The organism is Acetobacter sp. AAB5 (genome assembly GCF_050106715.1).
Lineage (GTDB): Bacteria > Pseudomonadota > Alphaproteobacteria > Acetobacterales > Acetobacteraceae > Acetobacter > Acetobacter oryzifermentans.
Genome location: NZ_JBNIEW010000002.1, coordinates 282,468 through 299,420 on the forward strand (window position 1 = coordinate 282,468; position 16,953 = coordinate 299,420).

Genomic DNA, 16,953 nt, shown 5'->3' on the forward strand with positions numbered 1-16,953 from the left:
TCCGTGAGAGGAAATCAGGTGCCTGTTGCGGCGGTTTTGGCGGCTTTTCGGCTGCGAAACACATCTATGGAAATAGCAGCGGCTTCCAGAATGTGTGCGCGTGTAAGCTTTGCGCATAAATCGGCATCGCGGTTGCGGCAGGCATCCAGAATCGCCTTGTGTTCCAGATCTGTAATATCCTTGCGGCCCTCTATCACCAGATGCCCCCGAATATAGCGATCAAGCCGCACGTGCAGGTCTTCTATCATTTCCAGCAGGCGCGGGCTGCGGGCCGAGGCGTAAATGGAATTATGAAAAGCACGGTTGAGTGCGCCAGAGCGAATACGGCCAGAAGGGCCATGCACACCTTCTACAAAGGCCTCATACGCATCTTCTACACGGGCAAAATCAACGCGCGTCATGTTGCGCACACCTTCTGCGGCGGCGCGTTCCTCTAAAATGGCACGAATCTGGGAGTATTCCAGAATATCCGCCTCATTCATGCCAATCACCATCGCCCCTTTATTGGGCATGAAGGTAACAAGCCCTTCGGCTTCCAGATGTTTCAGGGCCTCGCGCACAGGAATAATGCTAACACCAAAGCCACTTGCCAGTTCAGATTGTGGCAGAGGCTGGCCGGGCTGAATCTGGTCTTCCAGAATGGCGCGGCGCAGGGCATCGCATATGGTTTCAGAAGCGGTGCCGTGGCCTGTTATTTCCGTGCTTGCAAAAAGGCTGGCTGGCAGCATGCCTTGTGTTCCCGCTTGTCGTTTCTTTTTCGATACAAGTTAACGTTGTACCCTGCTGGCTGGCTGGCTGTCCAATTTTCGGTGAAAGTTAGGCGTATATTTGGGTGGAAGGCCCAGCTTTGCCCAGACACTCACTAGATCGTGATCTGGCGTGACGGGTGAAAGAAAGCACAAATAACACCTTCTGCACAGTTTGTTATAACACAAAGAAGCAGCTCCAGATACTCCGCACATCTTACAGAGGCGCAACAGGGAAGTTCACAAAAATCAGGCTTTTTGTGTTGTGGGTGAATTGAGAAAAGTGAGGCAGATTCATCAATATTCGTATCTTTGCCATGCGGGGGCAAGCTGGCGGGGCTTGGGCTGTTGGTGCTGCGCAAAGGCAGGCACGGGCCGCGCGCAAGACAAGCCTTGGGGCAGGGGTTGTGGAAAAACCCTGATATATCTGTGGTCTGCCATGTGCGGGGTGCGCAATGGGGCTGCTTGATCTTTCAGGCAGATACAGGGCAGTTTGAGGCATATTCCGCTAGGGAGATTCTGAATGAAACTGATTGCCGTACGTGCCCTGTCGGCGCTTGCCCTCACCACATCTCTGCTGGCAGGGGCTGCTGTGTCTGCCCATGCGCAGGAAAATACAGATGCGCCCGTAACACGCGCCGGAGATACATCCCGCCTGACAGATGTAGATCCGTCTGGCTTTGTTGGTTCCATTGATCCGGCAGAAAATGCTGGCCTGCTGAACTACTGTGTGCAGAACGAATACGTTGATTACGACGATGGCTGGCGCACGCTGCAGGAATACAACAAAAAGACCAACGCCGTGCCAGAAGGGCAGGAAGGCAATATGTCTTACGCCAACGGTTCTGCTGGTCTGCTGCATGCCAACAACCACACCTACACCATTGCCATGGCTGTTCTGCCAGTGCGCCAGAAAACCTGTAAGGCTGTTCTGGAACGGGCCAAGGCTTCTCTGTAAGCACAAGGCTGTTATTCCGGTTTTCTTGATAAGGCCGGATCACGCTGAACACGGCATGATGGAAGGGTCAGTCACACAGGTGGCTGGCCCTTTTTCTGTATGAACGCACTTTAATTTAGTGTTCATAGGGCGCAGGGTCTTTCATGCTGGCGTGCAATATGGTCAAACCAGTTCTGTTTCGTAACAAGAACAACAGAAGCCGAAAGGGCCAGACAGAGTGGTAGATGCGTTTTTCCCCGCAACGGATAACCCCGTTTCTGATCGGTATCAGGATCTTGTGCAGCGGGCGCAACGTGATCCGGAGGAATTCTGGCTTGCTCAAGCGCAACGGCTTGCGTGGCATACGCAACCGATGCAGGCCTCCCGCTCTGATTTTACAGGCGATGTGCGTATTTCTTGGTATGAAGACGGGCAGCTGAATGCGGCAGAAAACTGCCTTGATCGGCACGTTCTGTATCAGCCCGATAACGCGGCCCTGATCTGGCAGGGGCAGGAAGATGGGCACCGCGAGGTACTTTCATACCGAGAACTGCATGCCCGCGTATGCCGCTTGGGCAATGTGCTGCGCCGCTTGGGCGTAAAAAAGGGAGACCGCGTGGCCATCCATCTGCCTATGGTGGCGGAAGGGGTTATTTCCATGCTGGCCTGCGCCCGCATTGGGGCTGTGCATGTGGTGCTGTTTGGTGGTTTTTCTGCCGAAGGGCTGGCCGAACGCCTAAAGGACAGTGGCGCCCTGGTGGTTATTACCGCAGACGTGGCGCGCCGAGGGCCCAAGCAAATCCCCAGCAAAGCTACAATGGATGACGCCATAAAGTTGTGCGGGGCAGAAAGCACTGTACGCAACGTGCTGGTGGTGCCTGTAACGGGTGCCGATGTGCCGATGCAAGAAGGGCGGGATCTGTCCTACACAGCAGAAGTGGCGCTTGAAATACCGGATTGCCCGCCAGAAGTTATGAACGCGTGTGATCCGCTGTTTCTGCTTTACACATCTGGCAGCACTGGCCGCCCCAAAGGGTTGGTACACAGCACGGGTGGGTATTTGGTGTGGGCCTCTTTCACGCATGAAATGGTGTTTGATGCCAAACCCAATGATGTGTTCTGGTGCACGGCGGATACAAGCTGGATTACCGGCCACACCTATGTTGTGTATGGGCCCTTGGTAAATGGCGGCACCATTCTTGTATATGAAGGCCTGCCATCATGGCCGCAGCCCGGCCGCTGGTGGGATGTTATAGACCAGAACCAGGTTTCGGTTTTCTATACATCTCCCACAGTTATTCGTGCTGCCATGCGGGAAGATGATGCCGTGGTGCAAAGCCGCTCTTTGTCCAGCCTGCGTGTGCTGGGCACGGTGGGTGAGCCGATTAGCCCGGAAGCATGGAAGTGGTTTTATACGGAAGTGGGGCGCAATGCCTGCCCGGTGGCCGATACATGGTGGCAGACAGAAACTGGCGGCGTGATGATTACCGCCTGCGCCCAGAATGTTGCGGGCAAGCCGGGGGCCGCCGGGCTGCCTTTGCCGGGTGTTGCTGTTACGCTTACAGATACCAAGGGGCAGGATATTGAAGGCGAGGGCGAAGGCCTGCTGTGCCTTGCACAATCTTGGCCCGGACAGGCCATGACGTTATGGCAGGACCACGAACGTTTCCGTAAAACCTATTTCACCACATGCCCAGGGCATTATTTCTCTGGCGATGGTGCGCGGCGGGATGCCACCGGCTATTACTGGATTACCGGCCGCGTGGATGATGTGGTGAACGTATCTGGCCATCGCATTGGCACGGCGGAAATTGAAGATGCCGTGGCCGAAGATCATGCCGTGGTGGAAAGTGCGGCTGTTGGTGTGCCGCATGATCTGAAAGGGCAGGCCCTTGTGGTGTTTGTGGTGCCCAAGGCGGAGGGCGCGTTTGATGCCACAGCCGTAAACAAGGCCGTGGCAGCAGGTGTGGGCCGCTATGCGGTGCCAGAAAAAATTTACGTTGTGCCGGATCTGCCCAAAACACGTTCGGGCAAAATTGTGCGGCGTCTGTTGCGCAAAATTGCAGCTAATGATCTGGAAAATATGGGGGATCTGTCCACCTTGGCAGATCCGGATATTGTGGCCGAGCTGATAAAGCTGGTTGCCCAGCAGAATAGCTGATTAACCGGGCCTTAATATACACATAGCCGGGGCGCTTATGCCCCGGTTTCTGCCATCTTGGCAGCTTTAAGCAACGCAAAGCGTGGCGCGCCGTTTACACTTTCCTGCCACATGGCAAGGGGGCGCACCCAGTAATCTCCTCGTGCTTCACTGCGGTAGGTTACAAGCCATTCTTCGGTTTCACTGTGGCGGCCTGTGCAGATCACAGTATAAAGTCCGCCCTTGTAATGTTTATAAAGACCGGGGCAGGGCATTTCTGGCACTTGGGTATCTGCTTTATTCTGGTTATGTTCTATCATGATCGGGATATCCTGCTGGGTAGGTTATGATCCTGTGTTGCGGAAGGAGCGCACTTTTGAACCATCGTGTTGTGCTGTGTCAGGCGTTAACTGGCTTTATGTTTCTGTTTTGCGTTAATCCCGGCCACGCCACAACCACGGGCCATACCAAAACGCATGCGCATACATCCAAGCGCACGCATCATGCGGCTGCGGCCCGTAGCCCCGCTGGTGGTGCGCCGGTTGTGCTCACAAGTCAGCCCGGAACATCGCTGGACAAGGAAGCCCGCCGCCTGAATGCCGAGGATATGGCTGCCGCCGCCCGGCATAAGGAAAAACCATTGGTATTGATTGGCTCTGCCCCACTTGGCACCAGTGGCGGCAGCATGGCGCTGTTTGTGCAGGTGCAATCTGCCAGCCTGTGCGGCTCTGCTGGGTGTTCAACAGATGTGTATCTGAAGCGCGGGAATGATTGGGACAAAATTCTGGATTCCGTTAGCGGGCCAATTGAGCTGATGTCCACCTCCCACGGGGGGATGAAGGATATTGTGGTGGATGGCACAGACCGCTGGGTCTGGAAGAACAACACCTATGTAGATACCATTGTGGCGCAGGATGTACCGGGGCTGAAAGATTCTATCGAGCAGCATCAGGCGCAAATGCGCAAACACGGTAAGTCCACAACCCGGTAATTTTTAAAGTGCCAGCACCTCAACCCGGTTTGGCCTATACGGCGCTAAAAACACTGGCCACGGTGGTAATTACCGTGGTGCTCATTGCCCTTTTGCGCGGCGGCTTGGCGCTGCTGCCCAAATTTGATTCCGTTACGGGTGGGCAGGCTGGCACGCACCTGTTGCAACTTCTGGCTGGTGATGGGCAGGCCCGCACCCAAAATGCCGTTTCTATCGGGTTGATGCTGGGCTGCTTTATTCTGGCTGTTTTGCTGGTGCAGGTGCTGGAAAAATGGTGGCGCAGGCGGGCCAGATAACGCCCGTTCGAAAGCGGGCCTTATCTGGGGTGAGGTATCAGGCGGCACGTTTGGCGTATGGTTTACGCGGTTTCTTCCGCCAGGTTTGTGCCCGCTAATGTGGGCCTGTTTTCGGCTGCGGCTGTTTTGTTCCAGAAAAATGTCAGCTCATGTTTGTTATGGGCCAGATGCGCCAAGCTGCCACCCGGAATGGCCTCAAACGCAGCAACAATTTCATGGTCGGTTTCACCCTGAAACTTCACCGTCAGCACAATGTTGTTGGTGCTGCCAGAGGTAATCCAGTTTTGCGTAAGCCGTAAAAGGCGCTGTGGGTAGGCAATGATGTCTGAAAACATCCAGTCCACCGCAGCAAGTTTTTCGGGCTCCAAACCAAAGGCGCTGGCCTGCTGGAAGGATACGCCCGGCATGGCGGCCACTTTGGGGTCCAGCGGTGCGCGGTCAAACGCTGTTACCTGTGCTCCAAGGTTGGCAATGGCCCATGTCCATCCGCCCGGTGTCGCACCCAGATCATAACAACGCTCATCCGGCGTGGGCCAGCGGCCAAGGCGCGTGCAGGCTTCCCATAATTTCAGATAGGCGCGGGAAGGTGGGCCGGTGCGGTTTTCTACAAATTGCGGTGCACCATTTACAAACGGGCTGGTTTTGCGCGCAGAAAAAAGCAGCGTGTTGGTATCCAGCAGCGTCCATGCACCCAAGGGGCTGGTGGGCGGCAGTGTGGGAAACACCAGTGGCGCCGCTTTAACCGGAGGCAGTTTGTCTGTAATCAGCGCGGTGCGCCGAAAGTGATCAACCGCATACAGGCTCCAGTTGCGCTGAATAGCCCGCAAAGTATCTGCGGCATTGCGGATAGAGGTTATCTCTACCACCTGTGGGTTCAGCCAGATATCCAGCGCCCAAGGGGAATATACGGGTTTGCTGCTGGAAAGTGCTAAACGGCCATGCCAGCGGTCAATTGTCACGCCGCGCCATGCCAGATCAGCTTCTAAAACGGATGTCAGGCCATCGGCGGCAAGCCATGCTGTGCGAATGGTGCTCATGCTCGGCACATCCAGCCAATGGAAAGCAGTAGCCAGGAAAGAATCAGCAAACTGCCACCCGTAGGGGCAACATGGGCTGCATGGTGGCCGGTAAAGGCTGTGTAATACACGCCTGCGCAAAACAGCAGCGTGCCCAGCACCAGCCCGCACCCACCTGCCAGCAATATACGGCCAGCTTGGGGTTTGGTTGTAAGGCCCAGCGCAACAAGGGCAATGCCTTGCCACATCTGCATTTCCATGCCGCTATGGGCCATAACGCGGCCACCGGCAGCAAAGGCCGAATCTGGCAGGTGGGCGGTAAGCGCGCCCATAACGGTGCCGGTAGCGGCCAGAAGGCCCCCGCATATGCGCCACAGGCGCGGAAGAAGAAGTGAAAAGGACATAAGTTCTGCTGTATAGGCGCAGCCGCCGTAATGGAAAACAGGAAAGGCAACATGCCCGGCCATTTCCTGCGTTGGCCTTTATAAAGTTGCGCCAAATTGTGGTGGCACATTATGCAAAAATGAGAGCAGGAAAATCTAAAACATGAGCATCAGGCTGGATCGTATCGTCACGCGCGGTGGAGATAGTGGGCAGACATCTTTGGGCAATGGCGCGCGCGTTCAAAAAAGCAGTGCACGCATAGAAGCTTTGGGCACGTTGGATGAAGTGAACGCCATAACCGGCCTTGTGCGCGCCCATGCACCACAAGATAGCGCTGTGGTAAGCCAGCTTGCTGCTGTGCAGAACATGCTGTTTGATATGGGGGCAGATTTGTGCCAGCCAGAGGAAGGCCCAAAGGCTGCCCGCGCCAAGCGTATGCACGAAAGTGCTGTTTTAAAACTGGAAGAATGGGTGGAGCAGTTGCGGGCTGCCCAAAAGCCTCTCACAAGTTTTGTGTTGCCCGGTGGGTCTGTTCCCGCAGCGTGGGCGCATCTGGCGCGCACGCAGGCACGTGCGGCAGAACGGCGCATGGTGGCGCTGGCTGAGAAAGAAACAATCAATCCTGTTCTGCTACAGATCATGAACAGGTTATCTGATTACTTTTTTGTTCTGGCGCGTCACTTTAATGCAGATGGGCAGACCGATCTGGTATGGATTCCCGAAAAATAAGAGAAAACCTGATGAAAACCCCTGTCTTGTGCTTGAACATGGCAGGGGAGACATGATAATACTGTCTAGTAAGAACAAAAACACATTATAAAACGTGTGTAATAATTCTGTCTGTCCGTTTGTAATGTGTGGTCTCATGTCTGCTGCAAAGCATCATGAAGGATTGGCTGGAACCGTGTTGGATATCGCACGGGCAAATGCCAGAATATAACGGCTGATGGAATGCTTAAGAACTGTATCAACAGACCATTTTTCTTAAAGTGACTTCCAGATTTATGAATACAACATCTTTTATGCCACCCTTGGATGCCGATAGAGAACGGGATGAAGGGCTGGAAGAAGCTTCCATGCGCAATGCGCTGGAACGGCTTGGCGCATCTCACAAAGGGCGGTCTGCGCCGTCCGCCCCTCGGCCTGCGGCAGATGCCACAGGCAACAAGCGGCGAAGATTTGTGCGTGATGGCGAAGTGCCGGTAGAAAAGCATTCTCTGGCCCGTATTACGCCCCGCACGGTTGCAGCCCCCCGCACCCCTACAACATCTCGCGCTGTTCATTTTTCTGAAGAAGAAAACAGCGAAGTTTCTCGTCTGCGCCGTTTGGTGGCAGAAGAAAAGCTGCGTGTGGAAGAAATGGAACGCCAATTGGGTGAAGTGCAGGCTGCACAGCGTGCCCTGCAAACCCAAAAAGGCCACGCCGATATGATGGTGCGTGAGCTGAAAGCCAAAGTGGCGGAGCAGGAAGCGGAACTGGCTGAAACAGGCCGCCAGCTTCGGGCTGCAAACCGGCAGGTGGCAGAACGTGATGAAGAAATCACCAGCCTGAAGCGCCAAGTGGAAGCCAAACCGCGTGGCCGCCCGCGCCGCCAGTATGAACTGGCAAAGGAAGACGTGGTTGAAGATGAACCGCAGCCTGTTAAATGGTGGAAGGATTAACACTCTGCTTCTGTTTGTAAAAAGACACTCTGCGTGAGGAATCCTCCTGTCACGCCAGCGTTGGTGTTGCTGGTGGCGGATATTGCCGTAGGGGTGGCCTGTGTGTTGCTGCCGCCTCTTGTTATGGGCTTTCTGGCCCTGTTGAAGGATATTTTTGGCGTGCTTATCCTGCCGTTCAGCTTTTTGTTCGGGCTGGCGGGATGGTCGTCTGATATGTCCTCTCTGGAAACCATGCAGGGCGGATTGGTGCCAGATATGATGGCCCATCCGTTCCGGGCTGCTTCTGCTGCCGCATTGCTGGTGGTAGGGGGCGCGTGCTCTCTTATGGCATGTGGCACGCCAGATGGCGCACGTATGGAACGTAATCTGGCGCCGGTTTTTACCTTTGCCGCCATGGTGCTGGTGGGGTTTGATCCGGGGCTTGTGGTGTTGCCTGCGTTTATTTTGCAGCTTTTGGCGTTACGCTACCCTGCCATGGATTTTTTAAAAATCCGTAGATAATTCTGTAGTCTGGAATATCTGTTCAAGTAATAAAAAGGGCGACTATTGAATTGGCCGCCCTTTTTATTATACAGAGTGCCTGATTATTTTTCAGGCTGCGGGAAAAACCTTGCCCGGGTTCATCAGGTTTTTGGGGTCCAGCGCATTTTTGATACGGCGCATGGTTTCCAGTTCCGCGCCGCCGCGCCATGATGGCATCATGTAAGTTTTAAGCTGGCCTACACCGTGCTCGGCAGAGAAAGAACCGCCAAGTTTGCGCACAATTGCGGCCACAGTGTCCATCATGGCATGGTCCTGCGCCAGAAACGCCTTGGGGTCTGCGCCTTCGGGCTGCACCAGATTAAAGTGGATGTTACCATCCCCAATATGCCCAAACGGTGCCACCCGAATACCGGGAATAAGCGCTTCGCACGCTTTGGTGGCTTCATCTATAAAGGTCGGAATAGCGGCCAGAGGCACGGATACATCGTTTTTAACAGATGCCCCGGCACGTTTCTGGGCTTCTGCATGTTCCTCACGAATCATCCATAGGCTTTGGCGCTGTGCTTCACTTTCTGCCAGCACGGCATCTGTTACCAAACCGTCTTCCAGCGCTGTGCCCAGCACTTCTTCCATAAGGGAACGCAGGCTATCATCTGCGCGTGGGCTGCCTAATTCTACCAGCGCGTAAGCGGGTGCGGGTTCGCTTAATGGCAGCGGTGCACCTTCAATCAACTTGTTAACCAGCGCCATGCTGGTGCCGGACATGAACTCAAAAGCCTGAATGGCAGAAGGGTCCTGCTTGCGGAACGCCGCAAACAGATCCAGCGCACCCTTGGCATCCGCTACGGCACACAAAGCTGTCTCGCGCGAACGGGGGGCTGGTTGAAGCTGAATAATAGCCTGCGTGATAATACCCAGCGTGCCCTCAGATCCAACCAAAAGCTGGCGTAAGGCGTAGCCGGTGTTATCCTTGCGCAGCTTGCGCATCAGGTTCAGCACATTGCCATCGGGCATTACGGCTTCCAGCCCCAATGCCAGTTCACGCGCGTTGCCGTAGCGTACAGTGTTGTTGCCGCCAGCATTGGTGGCCAGAATACCCCCAATATCGGCAGAGCCTTCAGATGAAATGGAAAGCGGCAGCAGCAGCCCTTCCTTTGCGGCGGCATCCTGCGCGGCTTTAAGCGTTACGCCAGCTTCTACCGTCATGGTGAGATCAGCGTGGTCAATGTCATGAATACGCGTCATGCGGGTGGTGGAAATAACAACAGCCTTGCCGGTGTTATCTGGCGTTGCGCCGCCAACCATACTGGTGTTGCCACCTTGTGGCACCATGGGCACGTTGTGTTGCTGACACAGGGCAACAGCTTTTGCACATTCTTCTGTGTTGGCTGGGCGCAGAACAGCAGCGCATTTGCCATGGTAAAGCGCACGCCAATCTATGCAGAACGGATCTACATCCGAAGCCTTTGTCAGCAGGCCTGTAGGCCCCAGAAGCTGTAAAAGGGCATCATGCAGGGGTTGGGGAAGGGCGGCGTTTTCAGGCATAGGCGCGGGTTCCTGCAAAAAGGGTGAACACACAAAATAAAGAAAACATCAGTAAAGGTAACGGGCGTTTTCTGACGCAGCATTAATGTGCGGTGGAAAAAAGGAATGATAAAGTTCCGCCCCCGCAATGCCAGCCAAAAGCCCGGCAACAGTGGCAATCACTATGGTCATACGGCGTTGATACTGGCCCAAGCTTTGCATCTGCGCCATCTGGGCCTGCATTTCTGCGCGGGCTTGCAGGGTTAGATACAGCTCAGATTTAAGGGTTTCGTTCTGGGCATTGGCGCTGCGCAGTTTCCGATCCAAAGAAACAATGTTGTTTCGCAGTTCCTGCAACTGGGCGCGATAGGTATCAGACATATCTGTCTGTGCTTTGGTGGCTGAAGCGCGGCTGCTGGCCCGTGTTTTGCTGGCCCGCGCGGGTTTGGCCTTTTCGGGGTCTGCTGCAATGGTCTGGAACAGGTTTTTAAGCGCGCCGCCTGTGGTGGCGTTGCGTTTGGCCCGGCTACGCAAGGCTTCCAGCGCAGTGGCGGATTGGCCCGGCTGATCTTCCAGCACCAGTGCCAGAATATCCGAAAGAATTTTCAGTTCTTTGGGGTCAATATCGCTCATGCGGGCAAGTCTTCCGGGGGCAGGGTAGGGCGTGGTGCTGCCGCACGGTTCAGCCGGTCCTGTATGGCAAGCCCAAGCCCGTGGGGCGGAATAGGCTGCACTGCAATGCCGCGTAGGTGAAGGTTCTGGCCTTGCTTGTCCAGCGTCCGCAGGCCGGTAAACAGACGTGCGGCGGCTTCTTCCAGATTACCACTTTCGCTCAGGTTCCAGCTTAGAGGCGCGCCGTTGGGCTGCGTGTTGCCAAAGGCCAGCAAGGCTTCATCTGGCGCAACATCAACTGCGTTGAGCCGAACGGGAAGGTGCGGCGCGTAATGTGAAAGCATTCTGCCGGGAGATGCCGGGGCGGCATCCACCTCTGTTTCTGGCATAAAAATGGTGCCGCATACAGCCTGCAAGGCTTCCAGTGTTATGCCGCCGGGGCGCAAGAGGGTGGGGCGTTCAGGGTTGGAAATATCCAGCACGGTGCTTTCCACACCAACTTGGCAGGGGCCGCTATCCAGCACGGCATCAATACGGCCATCCAGTTCTTCCAGCACATGGGCTGCATCGGAGGGGCTGATGCGGCCGGAACGGTTGGCGGAAGGGGCCGCAATGGGGCGTTGCGCCAGCTTGAGCAAAGCTTGCACGGTTTGCCCTTTAGGCACGCGCACGGCCAAGGTGGGCAGGCCATCGGCTGCCAGATCACTTACGGTGCTGTGGGGCGCGCGGGGCAGAATAAGCGTAAGCGGGCCGGGCCAGAACATGTGCGCTAATTTATGCGCAAGCGGGTTGGCGGTAACCTGCGTAAAAGCTGCCTGTGCATCTGCAAAATGGCTGATAAGCGGGTTAAAGCGCGGGCGGTTTTTGGCCTCAAAAATTCGGGCCACGGTTTGGGGCTGCGTGGCATCTCCGCCAAGGCCGTAAACTGTTTCTGTTCCAAACGCCACCAAGCCACCCTCGCGCAGGATGCGGGCGGCTGTTTGAAGGCCAGAGGAGGAGGCGTCCAGAAGGTCAGTCATACGTCTCTGTAATGGCAGCAAAAGGGGCGGCCTGTTTGCTGCATTGGCCAGCCTGCGCATAAGGTTGGCCAAAGTGCAGCGTAATGGGTTTACAGCGTTCCGGTACAGACAAATGGCGGATTTTTCCAGCCCGTTTTGCCATAAACCAGCGGAGATCCATCCAGTAGCGTAATATTTCCGCCAGCGGCTTCTACAATAGCCTGCGGGGCTGCGGTATCCCATTCCATGGTGGGGCCAAGGCGTGGGTACAAATCTACCAGCCCTTCGGCCACGCGGGCAAATTTTACGGCAGAACCAATATTGCCCAGCTTGGCCACCGGGCGGCCGTTCAGATATTCCGCCAGCCGTTTATCATCCGCATGATGGCGAGAGGCCAGAACAGTCAGCCCTTCTGCCGGGGCTTTACGCACATGAATGGGCTGCGTGCCGTTTTTATCTGTGCGGTGTGCGCCCAAACCGACACCGCCTGTGTAAAGCTGATGGTAAGCAGGCAGCGCCATTGCACCCAACACCGGCTGGCCATCACGCACCAGACCGATATTTACGGTAAAATCATCACGCCCGGCGGCAAATTCACGCGTGCCGTCCAGCGGGTCCACCAGCCAGTAGGCGGGGGCTACAGCGGTCTGTTTGCCAGCGGCCACCTCTTCTTCCGCAATAACGGGAATATCCGGCGTTGCCGCCCGCAGGCCGCGCAGAATATGCGCTTCTGCTGCGTGGTCTGCCTCCGTTACGGGGGAAGAATCGGTTTTGGTTATGGTTTCAAAGCCGCGCGCACGAATTGTACGAATAATTTCAGCAGCTTCATCGGCCAGTCTGGCGGCTAGGGCCAGAAGGTCGGCATCGGTATGGCTTGTCATGCCGCCTAGCATACGCCAGCACGCGGGCTGCGTCATGCCTACAATTGCAAGCGCATGTCATGCACCCGCGGGCTTCCTATTGCCAAGCCGCCGGGGGAGACGTACGCAAGGAAGAATGAGTTTACAGAAAGGGCAGTAAACACCATGCTTCAGATCAAGTTTTCTTCCGCTACGCTGCCAGCCGGTGGCGCTCTGGCCATTTTGGTGCCGGAAGGGGAAAAGCGCTCTGCCATTTTTCAGGAAGCCGATAAAGCCACCAATGGCGCGCTAACCCGTGCCGCCAAAGCGGATGATTTTACAGGCAAGGAAGGCACCGCCTGCGTTGTGCTGGCGCCATCTGCTGCGTTTGAGCGCGTGGTGCTGATTGGCATTGGCAAGCCGGAAGCTGTAGATGCCTGGGCCGCAGAAAAGGCCGGGGGTGCAGCGGCATCTCGCCTTGGTCGGGATGAGCAGGCCACGCTGGCAGTGGGTGATCTGTCTGGCGTGCTGGCCGCGCACGCTGCACAGGGTGCTGTGCTGGGGGCTTACCACTTTGGGCTGTATCATGGTGCGCCAGATGCCAGCAAAAACCATCGGCTTGCCGTGCTTTCTGTTCTGACAGACCACGTAGATGCCGCAAATGAAGCATGGCCCTCTCTTGCCGCCGTAGCCCGTGGTGTGGTGCTGACGCGTGATCTGGTAACCGAACCTGCAAACGTGTTGAATCCGGTAGAATTTGCAGAGCGCGCCACCACATTGAAAAGCTTGGGCCTGGAAGTGGAAGTGCTGGACCGCGCAGCCATGGAAAAGCTGGGCTTTGGTGCGCTGCTGGGTGTGGCACAGGGCAGTGCGAACGAACCGCGCACCGTTATCCTGCGCTGGAATGGTGCTGCCAACAAAGATGAAGCCCCGCTGGCCTTTATTGGCAAGGGTGTAACGTTTGATTCCGGCGGTATTTCCATCAAACCTGCCGCTGGCATGGAAGACATGAAGTGGGATATGGCAGGTGCCGCTACGGTAACCGGCCTGCTGACAGCACTGGCCGGGCGTAAAGCCAAGGTGAACGCTGTTGGTGTTGTGGGGCTGGTGGAAAACATGGTGTCCGGCACTGCCCAGCGCCCTGGCGATGTGGTGCGCAGTGCCTCTGGCCAGACCATTGAAGTGCTGAATACCGATGCCGAAGGCCGCTTGGTGCTGGCAGATATTCTTTGGTATGCGCGTGAACGTTTTGCACCACAGATTATGGTGGATCTGGCAACGCTTACCGGGGCCATTATTGTCAGCCTTGGGCACGAATATGCGGGCCTGTTCTCCAATAATGATCAGCTTGCAGCGGGCCTTGCAGATGCTGGCGCGTTTGCGGGTGAAAAGCTGTGGCGTATGCCTATGGGCAAGGAGTACGATGCCCAGCTAAAATCCGATATCGCGGATATGAAGAACATCAGCGGTGGCCGTGCCGGTGGTTCCATTACCGCAGCGCAGTTCCTGAAGCGCTTTGTGGGTGAAACAGCTTGGGCGCATCTGGATATTGCCGGTGTGGCTTGGGCATCCAAGGCGCAGAATGGTCAGCCCAAAGGGGCTACGGGCTTTGGTGTGCGTCTGCTCGATCGCTTTGTGCGTGATGGCTACGAATACGAACCAAAAGACTGAACCCGCTGTAATATAAAGCAGTTGGTATGATACCAAAGGCTGGAAGGGCGTTACGGTGAACTTATCGGGCGCGTTTCCAGCCTTTTTCTTCCTGCCGCCAATAAGCCAGTTCATGCCCGGCGGCTTTGGCGGCACTCCAGCGGGTGCGCGCGGCGGCTACGGCTTCCTCATCATGTCCGTCAAACAGGTCAAACACCCGTTCAAAATCTGCCAGATCGGGAAAGCTGCGGTTTTCCAGCAAAAAGAGAAAGCGTGCGGCATTGGGGGCATCTTCCCCCATACTCAGCCAGATAGGTTGCAAATCCGGGCAGGCAATGCCTTCGCGCCCATGTGGCAGCCATGTTGGGGTTGTAACCTTCCACAAGGTTTTATCCAGATCATCCAGCATGGGCTTGCTGGCGCACCACACAGCGGCTTTTTGCCCGCTGGCCAGTGTGCGGGCCAGCAGTTTGGGCAGTGCCTCGGTCACGCTTGTGCGCGTAAGGTGGTAAAAACCAATCTGTGTCATACGTGTTAGTATATCCAGCCTTACCTGCGGGCAGAAGGCTGATTGAGCGCGTTTAGAAAATTAACAGGCAGATAAGCCGCCTGTTTTGCAAAGGAGAACCGGCGCAATGGCAAACACAGTAACGCTGGCCGATGGTACTGTTCTACCCGCTTTAGGGGTGGGCACATGGAATATGGGTGAAGACCCCGCCCGTTGGCCAGAGGAAGTGGAAAGCCTGCGCTATGCCGTGCTGAACGGTGTGCAGGTGGTGGATACAGCCGAAATGTACGGCAATGGCCGCTCCGAAAGTGTGGTGGGTGAGGCCATCTATCCCTACCGCAAAAAGGTTTTTCTGGTTACCAAAGTATTGCCCTCAAACGCATCTACCCAAGGTGTGGCGGAAAGCTGCCGGAAATCTTTGCGCCGCTTGGGAACAGATTGGATAGACCTGTACCTTCTGCACTGGCGGGGCGGTGTGCCGTTGGGCGAAACGATAGAAGCATTCAAAAAGCTGCAAAAAGAAGGCTTGATTCGCCATTGGGGTGTTTCAAACTTTGATACGGATGATGTGTATGAACTGGATGGCTGTTCCCGCATTGGGGAATGTGTTGCCAACCAGGTGCTTTACAATCTGGAACATCGCGGCGTGGAATATGATCTGCTGAAAACGGATTATCGGCGCAAGATTGTCACCATGGCGTATTCCCCCATCGGGCAGGGGCAGGAACTGCTTAAAAGCCCGGTTCTGGCAGATATTGCCAGCAGGCACAGTACGGTGCTTGGCCCAGCCACACCGGCACAAATTGCGTTGGCATGGGTGCTACGCCAGAACAATGTACTGGCCATTCCCAAAGCTGCCTCGCACGAGCATATGAAGCAGAATTTGGCTGCGCAGACCATTGAGCTCACAGGGCAGGATCTGGCTCAGTTGGATGCAGCGTTTCCGCCGCCCACCAAAAAAACACCACTGGATATGATCTAAAAAGCCGGAGTGTGGGGGCTATTTGCCCCCGTTGCCGTCCTCCCATTTAGGGCGGCGGCCAATGTGGATGGTAAGGGTTATTGGCTGGTTATTACGTAATACGTTTAACTGGGCATCCAGCCCCGGCTTGGCAGAAGCCACGGCGCGTATCATGGCACGTGCGGTTTCTACGTGCTCATTGTTCATGCCCACAATGATATCGCCTTTTTTCAGCCCGCCTTTGGCTGCGGGGCCGTTGCGGTCCACTTCTGTAACCTGCGTGCCGTTATGGGTCATAATATCTTCCAGCGTGGCGCCCAGCCAGCCGCGCTCAATATGCCCGGCCTGCCGCAGTGTTTCCACAATGGGGATAACAATTTCGGAGGGGATGGAAAATCCAAGCCCCACAGATCCGCCAGTGGGGGAAACAATGGCAGTGTTGAGCGCCACCACCTGCCCGGCAAGGTTAAACGTGGGACCGCCAGAATTACCGGGGTTTATGGGGGCATCCAGTTGCAGAAAATCATCAAACGGGCTGGTGCCAATATCGCGCCCACGGGCTGAAACAATACCAGCGGTAACAGATGAGCCCAAGCCAAACGGGTTGCCCGCAGCCATAATCCAATCTCCCACCTGCACCTGTCTGCTATCACCCCATGTGACATAGGGCAGAGGCTGTGGGGAGCTGATTTTGATAACGGCAATATCCGTTAGGTTATCTATGCCTGCCAGCGTAGCGGTAAATTCCTTACCACTAGCAAGGGCAACGGTAATTTTATCTGCATCTTCCACCACGTGGCCATTAGTCACAATGGTGCCTTCGGGGTCTATAATAAAGCCCGAACCTGCCCCAAGCAGTTCATCCCGATGGCGGCGCATGCGTTCGCGGTAACGTTTTTCCAGCGGGGTGCCTTTAACGGTGGATGGCAGCTTGTGTTTGGCGCTGGTATCTGAATCTCGCGTAACGGAAATATTAACAACAGCGGGCACAACCTTGCGCACCAAAGGCGCAAAGCTGATAGGGCCGCCAGAAACAAGCGGTACAGCGGGCTCGAATGTCGGGAGTGTTGCAGCCTGTGCTGAGTAATGCGCGCCTGTTTCCTGAAGGGAAAAGCAGGCTACGGCCAGTGCAGGCAGGTTCCGTAGAAGCATCTTCATGGAAATGGCAATAAAGCTCCAGACATTACAAACTTGTGGCCCGGATTAT

At 55.7% G+C, this 16,953-nt stretch carries 19 protein-coding genes; 9 read left to right on the forward strand and 10 right to left on the reverse strand.

Annotated elements, in window-relative coordinates; translation table 11 throughout:
• Positions 1-14 precede the first annotated feature (14 nt).
• Positions 15-728, reverse strand: coding sequence for a GntR family transcriptional regulator (locus tag ACP7IZ_RS03500; RefSeq protein ID WP_426847847.1), 714 nt, complete (start codon positions 726-728; stop codon positions 15-17).
• Between the two features lie 541 nt (positions 729-1,269).
• Between ACP7IZ_RS03500 and ACP7IZ_RS03505 the strand changes: the two genes are divergently transcribed.
• Together ACP7IZ_RS03505 and acs are read left to right on the forward strand one after the other, a co-directional pair.
• Positions 1,270-1,704 carry a DUF4148 domain-containing protein gene (locus ACP7IZ_RS03505; protein WP_089178720.1) on the forward strand — a complete coding sequence of 145 codons (435 nt, stop codon included), beginning with the start codon at positions 1,270-1,272 and terminating at the stop codon, positions 1,702-1,704.
• Positions 1,705-1,921: 217 nt separating this feature from the next.
• Positions 1,922-3,844 (forward strand): acetate--CoA ligase, encoded by a 1,923-nt coding sequence (acs, locus tag ACP7IZ_RS03510; RefSeq protein ID WP_426847848.1) that lies wholly within the window; start codon positions 1,922-1,924, stop codon positions 3,842-3,844.
• 35 nt (positions 3,845-3,879) lie between these two features.
• Here acs and ACP7IZ_RS03515 read toward each other — a convergent pair whose 3' ends face one another.
• On the reverse strand, positions 3,880-4,143 hold the full coding sequence (locus ACP7IZ_RS03515; RefSeq protein WP_426847849.1) for a DUF1653 domain-containing protein: 264 nt from the start codon (positions 4,141-4,143) through the stop codon (positions 3,880-3,882).
• A gap of 98 nt (positions 4,144-4,241) precedes the next feature.
• On the opposite strand from ACP7IZ_RS03515, the gene ACP7IZ_RS03520 reads away from it, so the two are divergent.
• A complete protein-coding gene (locus tag ACP7IZ_RS03520; protein ID WP_426847952.1) occupies positions 4,242-4,814 on the forward strand; it encodes a hypothetical protein in 573 nt (190 codons plus the stop codon).
• Positions 4,815-4,822: 8 nt separating this feature from the next.
• On the forward strand, positions 4,823-5,110 hold the full coding sequence (locus ACP7IZ_RS03525) for a hypothetical protein (RefSeq protein WP_426847850.1): 288 nt from the start codon (positions 4,823-4,825) through the stop codon (positions 5,108-5,110).
• A 62-nt stretch (positions 5,111-5,172) separates the two neighbouring features.
• On the opposite strand, the gene ACP7IZ_RS03530 is transcribed toward ACP7IZ_RS03525, so the two are convergent.
• Together ACP7IZ_RS03530 and ACP7IZ_RS03535 are read right to left on the reverse strand one after the other, a co-directional pair.
• The gene (locus ACP7IZ_RS03530) at positions 5,173-6,147 is read right to left on the reverse strand and encodes an SAM-dependent methyltransferase (RefSeq protein WP_426847851.1); all 975 of its coding nucleotides are present in this window, start codon (positions 6,145-6,147) and stop codon (positions 5,173-5,175) included.
• On the reverse strand, positions 6,144-6,593 hold the full coding sequence (locus ACP7IZ_RS03535) for a DUF423 domain-containing protein (RefSeq protein ID WP_426847852.1): 450 nt from the start codon (positions 6,591-6,593) through the stop codon (positions 6,144-6,146). The genes ACP7IZ_RS03530 and ACP7IZ_RS03535 overlap by 4 nt, the downstream gene beginning before the upstream one ends.
• Positions 6,594-6,672: 79 nt before the next feature.
• Here ACP7IZ_RS03535 and ACP7IZ_RS03540 point away from each other — a divergent pair, with 79 nt between their 5' ends.
• The 3 genes from ACP7IZ_RS03540 to ACP7IZ_RS03550 all read left to right on the forward strand — a co-directional run bounded on the left by ACP7IZ_RS03540 (position 6,673) and on the right by ACP7IZ_RS03550 (position 8,672).
• Positions 6,673-7,239: a cob(I)yrinic acid a,c-diamide adenosyltransferase gene (locus ACP7IZ_RS03540; protein ID WP_426847853.1), complete on the forward strand. Its 567-nt coding sequence runs from the start codon at positions 6,673-6,675 to the stop codon at positions 7,237-7,239.
• Positions 7,240-7,514: 275 nt separating this feature from the next.
• The gene (locus ACP7IZ_RS03545) at positions 7,515-8,171 is read left to right on the forward strand and encodes a hypothetical protein (protein WP_426847854.1); all 657 of its coding nucleotides are present in this window, start codon (positions 7,515-7,517) and stop codon (positions 8,169-8,171) included.
• 33 nt (positions 8,172-8,204) lie between these two features.
• Complete coding sequence (locus tag ACP7IZ_RS03550; RefSeq protein WP_063353717.1) at positions 8,205-8,672, forward strand: hypothetical protein; 468 nt, start codon at positions 8,205-8,207, stop codon at positions 8,670-8,672.
• Positions 8,673-8,762: 90 nt separating this feature from the next.
• On the opposite strand, the gene ACP7IZ_RS03555 is transcribed toward ACP7IZ_RS03550, so the two are convergent.
• The 4 genes from ACP7IZ_RS03555 to cysQ form a co-directional block, all read right to left on the reverse strand.
• A complete protein-coding gene (locus ACP7IZ_RS03555) occupies positions 8,763-10,232 on the reverse strand; it encodes an FAD-binding oxidoreductase (RefSeq protein ID WP_426847855.1) in 1,470 nt (489 codons plus the stop codon).
• Positions 10,233-10,247: 15 nt separating this feature from the next.
• Positions 10,248-10,811: a hypothetical protein gene (locus tag ACP7IZ_RS03560; RefSeq protein ID WP_426847856.1), complete on the reverse strand. Its 564-nt coding sequence runs from the start codon at positions 10,809-10,811 to the stop codon at positions 10,248-10,250.
• Positions 10,808-11,809 carry an L-threonylcarbamoyladenylate synthase gene (locus ACP7IZ_RS03565; RefSeq protein WP_426847857.1) on the reverse strand — a complete coding sequence of 334 codons (1,002 nt, stop codon included), beginning with the start codon at positions 11,807-11,809 and terminating at the stop codon, positions 10,808-10,810. Before ACP7IZ_RS03565 ends, ACP7IZ_RS03560 begins: the two co-directional genes overlap by 4 nt.
• A gap of 89 nt (positions 11,810-11,898) precedes the next feature.
• On the reverse strand, positions 11,899-12,669 hold the full coding sequence (cysQ, locus tag ACP7IZ_RS03570) for a 3'(2'),5'-bisphosphate nucleotidase CysQ (RefSeq protein WP_170315309.1): 771 nt from the start codon (positions 12,667-12,669) through the stop codon (positions 11,899-11,901).
• Positions 12,670-12,813: 144 nt separating this feature from the next.
• Between cysQ and ACP7IZ_RS03575 the strand changes: the two genes are divergently transcribed.
• Positions 12,814-14,298: a leucyl aminopeptidase gene (locus ACP7IZ_RS03575; protein ID WP_426847858.1), complete on the forward strand. Its 1,485-nt coding sequence runs from the start codon at positions 12,814-12,816 to the stop codon at positions 14,296-14,298.
• Between the two features lie 61 nt (positions 14,299-14,359).
• Here the strand turns inward: ACP7IZ_RS03575 and ACP7IZ_RS03580 are convergent, their stop codons facing one another.
• A complete protein-coding gene (locus tag ACP7IZ_RS03580; RefSeq protein WP_006116279.1) occupies positions 14,360-14,806 on the reverse strand; it encodes a DNA polymerase III subunit chi in 447 nt (148 codons plus the stop codon).
• Positions 14,807-14,912: 106 nt separating this feature from the next.
• Here ACP7IZ_RS03580 and ACP7IZ_RS03585 point away from each other — a divergent pair, with 106 nt between their 5' ends.
• Positions 14,913-15,767, forward strand: a complete 855-nt coding sequence (locus ACP7IZ_RS03585) for an aldo/keto reductase (protein ID WP_426847860.1) — start codon at positions 14,913-14,915, stop codon at positions 15,765-15,767.
• Between the two features lie 18 nt (positions 15,768-15,785).
• Here the strand turns inward: ACP7IZ_RS03585 and ACP7IZ_RS03590 are convergent, their stop codons facing one another.
• Positions 15,786-16,904 (reverse strand): S1C family serine protease, encoded by a 1,119-nt coding sequence (locus ACP7IZ_RS03590; protein WP_426847861.1) that lies wholly within the window; start codon positions 16,902-16,904, stop codon positions 15,786-15,788.
• Positions 16,905-16,953 lie beyond the last annotated feature (49 nt).